The following is a 15,113-nucleotide window of genomic DNA, read 5'->3' as shown; positions in this document are numbered from 1 at the left end:
GGCTGATGGCGGTGCAGATTGCGGTGATCGATGACTGGCAGGACGTGGCTCGCGACGTGGTGGACTGGTCGGTGCTGGACAGCATCGGTCAGGTGAGTTTTATCCATGACTACCCGGCCGACAACGAAACCCTGGCCGAACGGCTCGGCGCATTCGAGGTGATCTGCGTGATGCGCGAGCGCACCCGGTTCGACGAAGACCTGCTGCGCCGCTTGCCCACACTCAAACTGCTGGTCACTGGCGGCATGCGCAACGCCGCCCTGGACCTGAAAGCCGCCGCTGCGCTGGGCATTCAGGTCTGTGGCACCGACAGTTACAAACATGCCGCCCCCGAACTGACCTGGGCACTGATCATGGCCGCGACCCGCAACCTGGTGGCCGAAGCCAACGCCTTGCGCGCAGGTCAGTGGCAACAAGGGTTGGGCGGCGACCTGCAGGGCAAGACCTTGGCGATCCTCGGTCTGGGCAGCATCGGTCAACGGGTCGCCCGGTTCGGGCAGGTGTTCGGCATGCGGGTGATTGCCTGGAGCGAAAACCTGACCGCCGAACGGGCCGCCGAAGTCGACGTCACCTATGTCAGCAAGCAGGAACTGTTCGAGCAGGCCGACGTGTTGTCGGTCCATCTGGTGCTCAGCGAGCGCAGCCGAGGGCTGGTGGACGCTCAGGCACTGGACTGGATGAAACCTACGGCATGGCTGATCAACACCGCCCGCGGGCCGATTGTCGATGAGTCGGCATTGATCAAGGCACTTCAGAAGAAACGCCTGGCGGGCGCGGCGCTGGATGTGTTCGAGCACGAGCCGTTGCCCCGTCACCATCCCTTCAGAACGCTGGACAATGTACTGGCCACGCCTCATGTCGGGTATGTCAGCCGACAGAATTACCAACTGTTCTTTTCGCAGATGATCGAGGACATTCAAGCCTGGGCAGCTGGGGTGTCGATTCGGATTCTGAACTAGGACTGCGTTATCGTTCATCGTGGGCAAGCCTCGCTCCCACAGGATTTGTATCGACCGTAATACCGTGACCGACACAAATCCTGTGGGAGCGGGCTTGCCCGCGAAGAGGCCCTAAAACTCACCACACCTCCCCAAATTCTTCGCACCACAATGGCGCACATAACCTCCCATCACGCCCGATTATCGTGACCTCCCGGTCCCGATTTGACCCGCACCAGAAAATAAACCTGCACTTCGTCGGTGCGTCTCCCCGCAAAGCTCTATGCCTGTACCCTCTTTTGACCGATTGTCGAACAATTTCACCCGTTGGCCGCCCCCGCTCTAAGTTCTGGCCTAGACTGATTTTCGCGGAGTAAAACCGGCTGGTCATTCGGTGAAAATAATCGAAACTTTTGGTGCTGGCCTCGTGTCAGGTTAAAGGTAGGGCCACAGCGACTGGTGCATTCCTTGCAACAGCCACTTCACCCATTCTGCTTCAGCGCATGGGCAGCACTTGCTCACCGATGCGTAGCGCGTTTGCGCCCGGCCACAGGATTTGGCCACGAACACCGTTTGTGCCAGGCCTAGAATTAGATCAACAACACGGGAGATTCATATGATCAGTGCGGCTTTAGATATCCAGGGAGAACGTGCTCATCAGCAGGTCGGGGAAACGAGCACCGTCGGTGTCCTCAATGCCAAATCGGTCAACATGCCGACCCCCAAGACGCTGGCACCGGTAGCCAGTCAGAATCCCAACAAGAAGAGAGTCCTGTTCGTCACCTCGGAGATGGCCGACCTGGTAAAGACCGGAGGTCTTGGCGACGTTTCCGCTGCACTTCCCCGGGCCATGGCGCATCTGCACGATGTGCGTGTATTGATCCCCGGTTATCCGCAAGTGATGAACAGCGAAAACCCGATTCATATCATTGGTGAACTGGGCGGGCACGCAGCATTGCCGCCCTGCAAGATCGGGCGCATGGACATGCCCGACGGCCTGGTCATTTACGTGTTGATCTGCCCTGAATTGTACGAGCGCGAAGGTTCACCCTACGGCGCCAACAACGGCCGCGACTGGCCGGACAACCATATTCGTTTCGCCCGGCTGGGCCTCGCAGCGGCCGACATCGCCGCCAACCTCGCACAAATTCACTGGTGCCCGGACCTGGTGCACGCCCACGACTGGCCCGCTGGCCTGGCACCGGCCTATATGCACTGGCGTGGCCAACGCACCCCGACCCTGTTCACCATCCACAACCTGGCATACCAGGGCGTCACCAGCCTAGGCTCGTGCCCGGAACTCGGTATCCCCATGCATGCCTTGCAACAGGAAGGCATGGAGTTCTACGGCAAGATGTCGTTCCTCAAGGCCGGCATGGCTTACTCGAGCCACATCACCACCGTCAGCGCAACCTATGCCCAGGAAATCACCACGCCAGCCTTCGGCTGCGGCCTCGACGGTTTTCTCGCCGCCAAGACCCAGCAAGGTCTGCTCAGCGGAATTCCCAATGGCATCGATGAAAGCTGGGATGCGGCGACCGATCCGCACCTGTTCCACCCGTTCGGCATCGGCGATTGGGACGGTAAAGCTGTTAATGCCATGCATGTTCGCAGGCTGTTCGACCTCGAAGACTCCGAAGGTCCGCTGTTCGCCGTGGTTTCGCGGCTGGTCTACCAGAAAGGCCTGGACCTGACCGAAGCAGTGGCCGAATACATTGTCGACAACGGCGGGCAAATCGCGATCATCGGCCGTGGCGAACCGGAAGAAGAACAAGCCATGCGCGAACTGGCGTTGCGCTTCCCCGGGCAAGTCGGCGTGCACATCGGCTTCAATGAAACCGACGCCCGACGGATGTTCGCCGGCAGCGATTTCCTGCTGATGCCTTCGCGTTACGAACCCTGCGGCCTGAGCCAGATGTACGCCCAGCGCTTCGGTTCATTGCCGGTGGCCCGCAATACTGGCGGCCTGGCCGACACCATTGAAAACGGCGTGACCGGTTTCCTCTTCGACGAATCCACGGTAGAGAGTTATCGCGAAGCCCTGAGCCGCGCGTTCAAGGTGTTCGCCTTCCCCGGCCTGCTCAACGCGATGCGTTGCCGAGCCATGGCGGCGCCTTTCAACTGGTGCCAGGCAGTCGAACCCTACGCCGAACTCTACGAACAACTGGTGGCTAAAGCGCTGGGAAAATCGGGCAGACAGTAAGAGGCTTTCAACGATGCCGTTACGGACCCTTGAGACCTGGCCCCACGGCGCAATCATGCTGGACGCAGAACACACGCGTTTTGCCTTGTGGGCGCCAGATGCGTTTTTCGTCAGTCTCGAACTGGAAGATGGACAATCCCTGCCACTGCTGCCTCAGGCCGATGGCTGGTTTGTGATCAACACCCGCTGCCCCGCGGGTACCCGCTACCGCTACAACATCGATGGCGAGCTGGAGGTGCCGGACCCGGCCTCCCGCGCGCAGGCGGGCGATATCAACAGCCACAGCGTGGTGGTCGATCCCCTCGCCTATCGGTGGCAACACAGCGCCTGGCAAGGTCGACCGTGGAATGAAGCGGTGATCTACGAACTGCACGTTGGTGCACTCGGTGGTTTCAGCCAGGTTGAGCAGCATTTGGAACACCTGGTCGAGCTGGGTATTACCGCCATCGAACTGATGCCGCTGGCCCAGTTCCCCGGCGAGCGTAACTGGGGCTATGACGGGGTTTTGCTTTACGCACCTCAAGCCTCCTACGGCTCGCCCGAACAACTCAAACACCTGATCGACACGGCCCACGGCCATGGTTTGGCGGTGATTCTCGATGTGGTCTACAACCACTTCGGCCCCGACGGCAATTACCTGCACCGCTACGCCAAAGGCTTTTTCCGCGAAGACAAACACACCCCGTGGGGCGCGGCGATCGACTTCCGGCGGCGCGAGGTGCGCGACTTCTTTATCGACAACGCGCTGATGTGGTTGCTGGAATACCGCTTCGACGGTCTGCGCCTGGACGCGGTGCATGCCATCGAAGACCCGGACTTTCTTCAGGAGTTGGCGCAACGGGTGCGGCGACAAACCGATCCGGCGCGACACGTGTGGCTCATGGCGGAAAACGAGCACAACCAGGCCAGTCTGCTGGAGCAAGGTTTCGACGCGCAGTGGAACGACGATGGCCATAATGCCCTGCACGTTCTGCTCACGGGTGAAACCGATGCCTATTACGCCGATTATGCCGAGCAGCCCACCGAACAGCTCGCCCGCTGCCTGAGCCAGGGCTTCGTGTTTCAGGGCCACATCACCCGCGACGGTACAGCGCGCGGTGAGCCGAGCGGTCACTTGCCTCCTACAGCCTTCGTGCTTTTTCTGCAGAACCACGACCAGATTGGCAACCGCGCCTTTGGCGAGCGCCTGCATCAACTGGCCCATCCTGATGCCCTTTACGCCGCCACCGCGTTGCTGCTGTTGTCGCCGATGATCCCGCTGATGTTCATGGGCGACGAATTTGCCGCCGAGCAACCGTTCCTGTTCTTCACCAGTCACCACGGCGAATTGGCGGAACTGGTGCGCGAAGGACGACGCAACGAGTTCGCAGCGTTCAGCGCCTTTGCCGATCCGCACAAACGCGAGCAGATTCCCGACCCGAACGCGACGCAGACCTTCGAAGCTTCACGGCCGAAACTGACCACCAGCCGCCAATCGCCGATTTACGCTCTGTATCGCCAACTGCTGCAGATCCGCCACCGACACATCATCCCGCACCTGCCCGGCGCCCAGGCGCTGGGCGCGCAGGTACTGGCCGAGGGCGCGGTGACGGCGCGCTGGCGGCTGGGCGATGGCAGTCAGTTGCGCATTGACCTGAACCTCAGCGATGCGCCCGTGGTCCACACCCCACAGGCCGACGCGACATTGCTGTTCGAACACCCGCCACAATCGGCCGGTCTGTTGAATCAGGGCATGCTTGCCCCGTATTGCGCGCTAGTCAGCCTCACGGCCGCAGCCCCTTTGCTACCCCCGGATGGAGAGCGCCCATGAGCAATGCGCAACTGGAAATACTGGCCAGCCGAGCAGGCCTGGCCGTCGACTGGATCGATGCCAATGGCCGTCCACAGAAAGTGACCCCGGCGGTGTTGCGCTCGGTGCTGGCCGGGCTTGGCCATCCCGCCGGCACCGCCCAGGAAATCGACGCCAGCCTGTTGCAACTGCAAGAGGTGCAACAAACCCGGCACCTGCCACCGCTGCTGACCTGCGACGTGGGCGTCGGCCTTGACCTGGCCCACTACTTCGAACCGCAAACCCCGTGTGAGATCCATCTCGAAGACGGCTCACGGATTAACTTGAAGCTCGATGACAACGCTATGTTGCCCGGGCTGGTGCCGGTAGGTTATCAGCACGTCAGCATCGACGATCAATCCTTCACCCTGGCGGTGGCCCCCCAGCACTGCTACAGCGTCGGCGACGCGGTTGACAGTAAAAACCCGCGCGCCTGGGGCCTGAGCGTGCAGTTGTACTCGCTGCGTCGCCCCGGCGATGGCGGTTTCGGCGATACCCAAGCCCTCGAAGATCTGGCCCGGGTGGCCGGCGAACGGGGCGCCGAAGCGTTGGCGATCAGCCCGCTGCATGCGATGTTCAGCGGCGACACCCAGCGTTACAGCCCTTACTCGCCGTCCAGCCGTTTGTTCCTCAATAGCCTGTACGCGGCGCCCGGAGCGATCCTCGGTGAGCGCGCCCTACGCACCGCGATCGACGCCACCGGCCTTGCCGCTGAGCTCAAGCACCTGGAAAAACTGCAGCTGATCGATTGGCCCACCGCCGCCGAAGCCAAGCACCGCTTGCTCGAAGCCTTGTACGAAGGATTCACCCACGGCGAACACCCCTTGCACCCGGACTTCAGCAGCTTCCGCCATGCCGGTGGCGAAGCGCTGGAAAATCATTGCCGCTTCGAAGCGATCCAGGAAGCCCGTGCGCAGCGCGGTGAAAGCCTCGACTGGCGCGAGTGGCCCGAGCAATGGCGTGACCCGCGCAGCACCGCCCTGGCGCATTTTGCCGAAGAAAACTCGACCCGTATCGGTTACTACGCATTCTGCCAATGGCTGATTGCGCGCAGCCTGGAGCGCGCCCAGGCCGCCGCCCGCGGTGCCGGCATGGGCATCGGCCTTATCGCCGACCTGGCCGTTGGCGCTGACGGCGGCGGCAGCCAGGCCTGGAGTCGTCAGGACGAATTGCTCGCCTCACTGACCGTGGGTGCGCCACCGGACATCCTCAACCGTTCCGGCCAGGGCTGGGGCATTTCCGCGTTCTCCCCCGAAGGTCTGGTGCGCAACGGCTTTCGCGCGTTCATCGAAATGCTGCGGGCCAACTTCGCCCATGCCGGCGGCCTGCGTATCGATCACGTCATGGGGCTGCAACGACTGTGGGTGATCCCCAACGACGCGCCGCCCAGCGACGGTGCCTACCTCTATTACCCGGTGGACGACCTGCTGCGCTTGCTGACCCTCGAATCCCATCGACATCAGGCCATCGTCCTCGGCGAAGACCTCGGCACCGTGCCCGAGGGTCTGCGCGAGAAACTCATCGCGCGCTCGATTCTCGGCATGCGCGTGCTGCTGTTCGAACAGGACAATACTCACTTCAAGCCGATTCTCGACTGGCCGGACAACGCCTTGGCAACCACCAGCACCCATGACCTGCCGACGCTCAATGGCTGGTGGCATGGCCGCGATATCGACTGGAGCGCGCGCTTGAATCTGGTCGACGCCCCGGGGGAAATCGAATGGCGCCAACACCGTGAACGCGAGCGCGAAGGTTTGCGCCGGGTGCTGAGCGAGGACCCGCAGAATTTCCGCGAAGAGTCCCACGAAACCGATCAGGTGCTCGACGCCGCGATTCGCTTCCTCGGCCATACCCGCGCGCCGCTGGTATTGCTGCCAATGGAAGATGCCTTGGGTATCGAACAGCAGGCCAACCTGCCCGGCACCACCGACACCCATCCCAACTGGTCCCGCAGGCTGCCCGGCGACAGCGAAGCCCTGCTCGATGATCCGGACGCCGCCCGGCGCCTGGAACTGCTCGCCTGTGCGCGACTTCAGGCGGCCGAGCGTGACCAATGAATCAACCGTTCATCCAACCGCTGCGGGCGACTCTGCGGCTGCAATTTCATAAAGGTTTCACTCTGGATCAGGCGGTGCCGCTGGTGCCGTACTTCGCCAGCCTGGGCATCAGCCACGTCTATGCCTCGCCGCTGCTCGCCGCCCGCGCGGGGTCCATGCATGGCTACGACGTAGTGGACCCGACCACGGTCAACCCTGAACTGGGCGGCGAAGCGGCATTGCGCCGTTTGGTCGGTGCATTGCGCGAACAGAACATGGGACTGATCCTCGACATCGTCTCCAATCACATGGCCGTTGGCGGTGGCGACAACCCTTGGTGGCTCGACTTGCTGGAATGGGGGCGCCTGAGCCCTTACGGCGAGTTCTTCGACATTCAATGGCACTCGCCCGACCCGTTGATGGAAGGCCAATTGCTGCTGCCGTTTTTGGGCAGTGATTACGGCATCGCCTTGCAGGACGGCACCCTGCCCTTGCGTTTCGATGCCCGGCGCGGCGCCTTTTATGTCGAGCACTACGAACATCACTTCCCGATTTGCCCCACGAACTACGGCGAACTGCTCAAGGCCGATGATCAATTGAATGCCGAGCAGGTCGAGCAGCTCAAATCCCTGGCAGACCGCTTCAGTACCTTGAGCTACCAGACCGACGCGCACAGCCTGGCGGTTCCGCTAAAAACCGAGCTGCATGAACTCGCCAGCGATCCGGCCATTCTTCATGCCATCCAGTACACCCTCGGCGCGTACGACTCGCTCACCCCCGAAGGTTTCCAGCGCCTGCATAACCTGCTGGAGCGCCAGAGTTATCGCCTGGCCAGCTGGCGCACCGCGGCGGACGACATCAATTGGCGGCGCTTTTTCGATATCAATGAACTGGGCGGCCTGCGCGTCGAACGGCCGGCGGTGTTCGAGGCGACCCATGCAAAAATCTTCGAGCTGGTGGCCGAAGGTCTCGTCGACGGGCTGCGCATCGATCACATCGACGGCCTCGCCGACCCGCGTGGTTACTGCCGCAAATTACGCCGCCGAGTCGATAGCCTGGCACCGCTGCGGCACCTGCCGATCTACGTCGAGAAGATCCTCGGCGAAGGCGAAACCCTGCACCGCGACTGGTCTGTCGATGGCAGCACCGGTTACGAATTCATGAACCAGTTGTCGTTGCTGCAACACGACCCCGAAGGCGCCCAGACCTTGGGTGAACTCTGGAGCCGGCACAGCGAACGGCCCGCCGATTTCCGTCAGGAAGCACAACTGGCGCGCCAGCAGATTCTCAACGGCTCCCTCGCCGGGGATTTCGAAAGTGTCGCCCACGCCCTGTTGCAAGTGGCCCGGGACGATCTGATGACGCGGGATCTGACTCTCGGCGCAATCCGGCGGGCCCTGCAGGAACTGATCGTACACTTCCCGGTGTATCGCACTTACATCAGCCCGCTGGGCCGAAACTGCGCCCAGGACGAGGGGTTTTTCCAGCAGGCCATGGACGGTGCAAGGCAAACCCTTGGCGAAGCCGACTGGCCCGTGCTCGATTGCCTGTCCGGCTGGCTCGGTGGCCAACCCTGGCGCAAACACCCGGTGGGCCGCCCACGCAAACTGCTCAAGCATGCGTGCGTGCGCTTCCAGCAACTGACCTCACCGGCAGCGGCCAAGGCGGTGGAAGACACCGCGCTTTATCGCTCGGCGGTGCTGCTGTCGCGTAACGATGTCGGCTACAACACCGAGCAGTTCAGTGCGCCGGTTTCCGACTTCCATGCTGCCTGCGTCAATCGCCTTGCCGAATTCCCCGACAACCTGCTGGCCACCGCGACCCACGACCACAAACGCGGCGAAGACACCCGCGCGCGGCTGGCGGTGTTGAGCGAGCGTAGCGCCTGGTATGTCGAACAGGTCGAACACTGGCGAACCCTGGCCGACGAATTGCGCATTGAACCCGGCGCGCCCTCGGCGGGCGATGAGCTGATTCTCTATCAAGCGATCCTCGGCAGTTGGCCGCTGGAGTTGCGCAGCGATGATCGGGTGGCGCTCGATAACTACGCCCAGCGCCTCTGGCAGTGGCAACAGAAAGCCCTGCGCGAAGCCAAGTTGCAAAGCAGCTGGAGCGCACCCAACGAGGGATATGAACAGGCGACCCATGGGTTTCTCGAACGCCTGCTGCTCAGCCCCGAAGGCCAGCCACTGCGCACGGCCATCCGTGCGGCGGCGCAGAGCATCGCCGCCCCGGGCGCGTTGAATGGCTTGGCGCAAACCTTGCTGCGAATGACTGTGCCGGGGGTACCGGACCTCTATCAGGGCAACGAGTTCTGGGACTTCACGCTGGTCGATCCGGACAACCGCCGGCCGGTGGATTACGTCAGCCGTCAGCAGGCCATGCACGTACGATTGGACCTGCCCGATCTGTTGGCGAACTGGCGTGACGGGCGCATCAAGCAAACCTTGATCGCCCAAGCGTTAAACCGACGTGCCGAGCATGCCGGGCTGTTTCAAAAAGGGACTTATCAAGCTCTTGAAGTCCTTGGCAGCCAGGCTCACCGGGTACTGGCGTTTGCTCGTGAATGGCAGGGAAAACGGGCTATCGTGATAGTACCGATACGCTGTGCCGAACTGCTGGAAAACAGTGCCGAACCACAGATTGACGCGCCACTCTGGGGCGATACACGGGTCAAGTTGCCGTTCGCCGTCCCTGAAGAAAATCTGAAGGGACTTTTTGCAAGCGTCATAGTCACAAAACACAGGGAACTGTTGGTCAGCACCGCGCTGGGGAATTTCCCGGTCAATCTCTTTATCCAAACGACCCAAGCTTGAGTTCAGTTCAGGAGCATTGCGATGAGTACCGACGATAAACGCATCCGCGAATTTGCCTATCAAATCTGGGAGTCCGAAGGGAAACCCGTGGGCCAGGAAAAACGCCATTGGGAGATGGCCTGCAAACTGGCCGAAGCCGAAGCACTGGCTCCCGGCAAGTCATCGAAAGCGACCGGCAGCAAACGCGTCGGCACCAAGTCCACGGTCGGCAAGCCCGACGGCAAGCTCAATGCCAAAGGCGTCGAACCCAAAACCAAGGCCAAAGCCAAACCCTCTGCTTCGACAGTGACCCCGCTTGGCGAAAAAAACGTCGAGAAAAAGCCACGCGCTGCGCGCAAACCGCCAACGACCTGACGCGCTTATCGCCTTGCCTCGCTTGATTTGTGGCGTGTCTCTCGCCTCCGAGGGCGCGCTCGCCCTCGAAAAAAACCAGAGCCACGGTTCATCGCAGTCGAGTACCGTCACCCCATGCAGGAGCAACTATGAGCAGTCCAAAGAAAACCGCGCCCGAACCTCGTGCCGAGGCTTCGCGAATCCGTGAAGGCTTGCCCTTCCCGCTAGGCGCGACCTGGGATGGCCTGGGGGTCAATTTCGCGCTGTTTTCTGCTAACGCGACCAAGGTCGAACTGTGCATCTTCGACGATTCCGGCGAGGTGGAACTCGAGCGTATCGAGCTACCGGAATACACTGATGAGATCTACCACGGCTACTTGCCCGACGCCCACCCGGGATTGATCTACGGCTATCGCGTGTACGGTCCTTACGACCCGGCCAACGGTCATCGTTTCAACCCCAACAAGCTGCTGATCGATCCCTACGCCAAGCAATTGGTCGGTCGATTGAAATGGTCCGAAGCGTTGTTCGGCTACACCATCGGTCACCCTGACGCCGACCTCAGTTTCGATGAACGGGACAGCGCGCCCTTCGTGCCCAAATGCAAAGTGATCGACCCGGCTCACACCTGGGGTCATGACCATCGTGTCAGCGTGCCGTGGGATAAAACGATCATTTATGAAACACACGTACGCGGTATCAGCATGCGTCACCCCTCCGTCCCCGAGAACCTGCGTGGCACCTTCGCCGGGTTGATGGTCGATGACGTGCTGGAACACATCCGCAAGCTCGGCGTGTCGACCGTGGAATTGCTACCCATTCATGCCTTCGTCAATGACCAGCATCTGCTACACAAAGGCATGACCAATTACTGGGGTTACAACAGCATCGCGTTCTTTGCCCCGGACCCACGCTACCTGGCCAGCGGCAAGATCGCCGAGTTCAAGGAGATGGTCGCGCACCTGCACGAGGCCAATCTGGAAGTGATCCTCGACGTGGTCTACAACCACACCGCCGAGGGCAACGAACAAGGCCCGACCCTGTCGATGCGCGGCATCGACAATGCCTCTTACTACCGCTTGATGCCCGACGACAAGCGCTACTACATCAACGATTCCGGGACCGGCAACACCCTGGACCTGAGTCACCCGTGCGTGCTGCAAATGGTCACCGACTCCCTGCGTTACTGGGCCACGGAAATGCATGTGGACGGTTTCCGTTTTGACCTGGCGACCATTCTTGGCCGCTACCACGACGGTTTCGATGAGCGTCACAGCTTTCTCGTGGCCTGCCGTCAGGACCCGGTGCTGCGTCAGGTGAAGATGATTGCAGAAGCCTGGGATTGCGGCCCCGGGGGCTATCAAGTCGGGAACTTTCCGCCGGGCTGGGTTGAGTGGAATGACAAATTCCGCGACACCGTGCGCGCGTTCTGGAAAGGCGACGACGGCCAACTGGCGGACTTCGCCAGTCGCATGACCGCCTCCGGCGAAATGTTCAATCAGCGTGGCCGGCGGCCGTATGCTTCTGTGAACTTCGTCACCGCCCACGACGGTTTCACGATGAACGACCTGGTGTCGTACAACGACAAACACAACGAAGCCAACGACGAGAACAATCAGGACGGCAGCAACAACAACCTGTCCTGGAACCATGGCGTCGAAGGCCCGACCGACGATCCCGAGATCAACGAGCTGCGCCAGCGGCAAATGCGTAACTTCTTCGCCACGTTGCTGCTGTCCCAGGGCACGCCGATGCTGGTGGCCGGCGATGAGTTCGCCCGCACCCAGGAAGGTAATAACAACGCCTATTGCCAGGACAGCGAGATCGGCTGGGTCAATTGGGACCTGAGCGAAGACGGTAAGGCGCTGCTCAAGTTCGTCAAACGCCTGATCAAGTTGCGCCTGGCCTATCCGATCCTCCGTCGCGGGCGCTTCCTGGTGGGCAATTACAACGAAGACATCGGCGTCAAGGACGTGACCTGGCTGGCCCCGGACGGCAGCGAAATGTCCACCGAACAATGGGAGGAAGGCCACGGTCGTTGCCTGGGCATGCTGCTCGATGGCCGCGCCCAGGAAACCGGCATTCGCCGCAAGGGCGCCGACGCGACCCTGCTGCTGGTGGTCAACGCCCACCATGACATCGTCAACTTCCTGCTGCCGGAAGTGCCTGACGGCGGTTTCTGGACCTGCATGATCGACACCAATCAGCCGTCGATTCGTGGCCAGGAACGCTTCGAGTTCGGTCACGAATATTCAGTCACCGGCCGTTCGCTGCTGCTGTTCGAATTGCAGCGCGAAGAAGACGAGTAAAAAGCCCCTTCAGGGGTAAGCCGTAATGCCATCTGTAGCAGCTGCCGAGCCTGCGAGGCTGCGTTCGGCTGCGCAGCAGTCGTGAATCCGGCTGACGCGGTTTGCCTGATGCATCGCAAGCTCTGGTTTGACGACTGCTGCGCAGCCGAACGCAGCCTCGCAGGCTCGGCAGCTGCTACAAGGCGTGCATCGCTGCTGAAATGGATTTCGGTGACTATTTGCGACATCTGACACAGCCCGGATTAAAAAAACCGTATCCGACCAAAGGCTGAGGCGACGAATAGCGTTCCATGAGCAATACTCTGCCCGCAGCAATCCAGGGTTCGGAGCGCTGCAATTGCTATTTACCCCGCCTTCACGGGTCTGCCAGGCTTGCTCCCTTGCAAGTAATGAACATGACTGAGGGCAAGACAGAACAAGGAAGTAGCGCCTATGAAATCGGTTTCCATCACTGAAAACAGTTTGCCAGCGCAGATCTGGAACAGCGCCCCGCAACTGGACAATATCCCTGTCATCAATACCGAAACGCTGGTCCCGGCCGGCGCTCGCGCGGTAGTCATTGCGCCGCATCCCGGTGATGAAGTGGTGACCTGCGGCGGCCTGCTGCAGTTGCTGTGCTCCCTCGGCCATCCTCTGCAATTGATCTCGATCACCGACGGTAGCTCCAGTCATCCGGGGTCGCGGCAGTGGTCGGAAAAACGCCTGAGCGTAATCCGCCCCCAGGAAAGCGTCGAAGCGTTGCGCCGGCTCGGGTTGCCCATGCACAGCCTGAAATGGATTCGCGGCGGCTTCACCGACAGCGGGCTGGGCGAGCGGGAGTCTGAGTTGACCCAATTCATCGTCCGCTACCTGCGCCCTGGCGATGTGGTGTTCAGCACCTGGCGCGAAGACGGTAACGTCGACCACGATGCCGTTGGCCGGGCCTGCGCCAGGGCAGCGGCTTTGGTCGGCGCGACGCTCAACGAAATACCGATCCGGGCCTGGCATTGGCCGACACGCGATCACGGGCTGATCCCCTGGCATCGCGCACGCAAGGTACGCCTCGACAACTGGACCGTCGCGCGCAAAAGCCACGCCACCTACGCCTACGCCAGCCAACTCGACGGCGAGCCGGCAATCGGCATCGCCCCAATGCTGCCCCCGGTGATACTGGAGCGCATGCGATTGCCGTATGAAATTGTGTTTGTCTGAAACCCGACCGGGCTCTGTAGCAGCTGTCGAGCTTGCGAGGCTGCGTACGGCTGCGCAGCAGTCGTAAAATCAGGCGACGCGGTGTGTCAGGCAAACCATAGATGCTGGACTGACGACTGCTGCGCAGCCGAACGCAGCCTCGCAAGCTCGACAGCTGCTACCAGGTTGCCGTGAATGTGTTGTTACAAGACACATCACGCTGAACTGCTCGCCCGCGTATCAGTCGCATGGAAACAGCAGCCCTGATTCAGAGGAGTGAACGTGACCAGCGATGCCGAACGACAGGCCGTCGAATCAACGCCACCGAACACGCCTCCGGCGATTCATCGACTGAGAGTGCTGACGGTCAACACCCACAAAGGCTTCACCGCCCTCAACCGGCGCTTCATCCTCCCGGAACTGCGTGAAGCGGTACGCAGCACGTCGGCAGACCTGGTGTTTCTGCAGGAGGTAGTCGGTGAGCACGACCGGCATTCTTCCCGTTACAACGATTGGCCACAGACCTCGCAATACGAGTTCCTGGCCGACAGCATGTGGAGCGACTTCGCTTACGGTCGCAACGCGGTCTACCCCGACGGCCACCACGGCAATGCCCTGCTGTCGAAATACCCGATCCGCGAATTTCGCAACCTCGACGTCTCGATCACCGGCCCCGAGCGGCGTGGGTTGTTGCACTGTGTGCTGGATGTGCCGGGGAATGCCGAAGTGCATGCCATCTGCGTGCACCTGAGCCTGTTGGAAAGCCATCGACAACTCCAGTTGCAGTTGCTCTGCCTGTTGCTCGAATCGCTGCCCGATGACGCCCCGGTGATCATTGCCGGCGACTTCAACGACTGGCAGTTGCAAGGCAATGCCGCCCTCGCCCAGCGCGATTACCTGCATGAAGCCTTCGAACGCCATCATGGCCGGCCGGCGAAAACTTACCCGGCGCGTTTTCCCCTGCTGCGCCTGGACCGGATCTACCTGCGTAATGCCACCAGTCATGAACCGCGAATACTCGGCCACAAACCCTGGACGCATCTGTCGGACCATTTACCGCTGGCGGTGGAAGTGCGTCTGTAACTCCGTCAAACGACAGTCGCCAAGGACTGCCAACTCTGACAGAAAAAATGACAGCAATGGCGCTCCGATGCCGTTTGTTTATCCTGCACTGGATCATCCGCCAAACAACCGATAGCCCCCTACCCAACGCGTCTGGCTCGCGCTTTCGGGATGATTTTTTGCACAAACAACAACTTATATACGCGCCAAAAATCAGTCACTTACAACGCATAAAATAGCCGTACCGCTTATCGGCCACTTTCTTGACGCAGCGTCAGCAGTCTTCTTAGCTAGTCCTTACTACCCCCGGAAATCCATCAGGGGCAAGCCTCCAGACTCCTGTAAAAACGGGCGGGTCTGCCCTTGCCTCAATCCATTCGGTCGCCCCTCATTCGGGGTAGGAGAGACGCCAAAGCGA

The 15,113-nt window shown here is 61.1% G+C and carries 9 protein-coding genes; all 9 read left to right on the top strand.

The genetic code is table 11. The features are described from left to right. Positions 1–5 precede the first annotated feature (5 nt). The 9 genes from JFU11_RS08300 to JFU11_RS08260 all read left to right on the top strand — a co-directional run bounded on the left by JFU11_RS08300 (position 6) and on the right by JFU11_RS08260 (position 14,716). The gene (locus JFU11_RS08300; protein ID WP_201060339.1) at positions 6–959 is read left to right on the top strand and encodes a D-2-hydroxyacid dehydrogenase family protein; all 954 of its coding nucleotides are present in this window, start codon (positions 6–8) and stop codon (positions 957–959) included. Positions 960–1,554: 595 nt separating this feature from the next. Continuing rightward, a complete protein-coding gene (glgA, locus tag JFU11_RS08295) occupies positions 1,555–3,141 on the top strand; it encodes a glycogen synthase GlgA (RefSeq protein ID WP_123722939.1) in 1,587 nt (528 codons plus the stop codon). A 13-nt stretch (positions 3,142–3,154) separates the two neighbouring features. After that, positions 3,155–4,951, top strand: coding sequence for a malto-oligosyltrehalose trehalohydrolase (gene treZ / locus JFU11_RS08290; protein WP_201060338.1), 1,797 nt, complete (start codon positions 3,155–3,157; stop codon positions 4,949–4,951). Further along, complete coding sequence (malQ, locus tag JFU11_RS08285) at positions 4,948–7,026, top strand: 4-alpha-glucanotransferase (RefSeq protein ID WP_201060337.1); 2,079 nt, start codon at positions 4,948–4,950, stop codon at positions 7,024–7,026. Before treZ ends, malQ begins: the two co-directional genes overlap by 4 nt. Further along, complete coding sequence (locus tag JFU11_RS08280; protein WP_201060336.1) at positions 7,023–9,821, top strand: malto-oligosyltrehalose synthase; 2,799 nt, start codon at positions 7,023–7,025, stop codon at positions 9,819–9,821. The genes malQ and JFU11_RS08280 overlap by 4 nt, the downstream gene beginning before the upstream one ends. Before the next feature lie 21 nt (positions 9,822–9,842). Further along, positions 9,843–10,175 (top strand): DUF2934 domain-containing protein, encoded by a 333-nt coding sequence (locus tag JFU11_RS08275; protein ID WP_123722943.1) that lies wholly within the window; start codon positions 9,843–9,845, stop codon positions 10,173–10,175. 128 nt (positions 10,176–10,303) lie between these two features. After that, positions 10,304–12,463 carry a glycogen debranching protein GlgX gene (glgX, locus tag JFU11_RS08270; RefSeq protein WP_038983511.1) on the top strand — a complete coding sequence of 720 codons (2,160 nt, stop codon included), beginning with the start codon at positions 10,304–10,306 and terminating at the stop codon, positions 12,461–12,463. A gap of 432 nt (positions 12,464–12,895) precedes the next feature. Next, positions 12,896–13,654: a PIG-L family deacetylase gene (locus JFU11_RS08265; RefSeq protein WP_123722944.1), complete on the top strand. Its 759-nt coding sequence runs from the start codon at positions 12,896–12,898 to the stop codon at positions 13,652–13,654. 261 nt (positions 13,655–13,915) lie between these two features. Continuing rightward, positions 13,916–14,716, top strand: a complete 801-nt coding sequence (locus JFU11_RS08260; RefSeq protein ID WP_201121253.1) for an endonuclease/exonuclease/phosphatase family protein — start codon at positions 13,916–13,918, stop codon at positions 14,714–14,716. Positions 14,717–15,113 lie beyond the last annotated feature (397 nt).

It is taken from the genome of Pseudomonas sp. TH37, assembly GCF_016650735.1.
Classification (GTDB): Bacteria; Pseudomonadota; Gammaproteobacteria; order Pseudomonadales; family Pseudomonadaceae; genus Aquipseudomonas; species Aquipseudomonas farris.
Note: the sequence above shows the minus strand (reverse complement) of the source record. Positions and strands in the feature narration are given on the sequence as shown.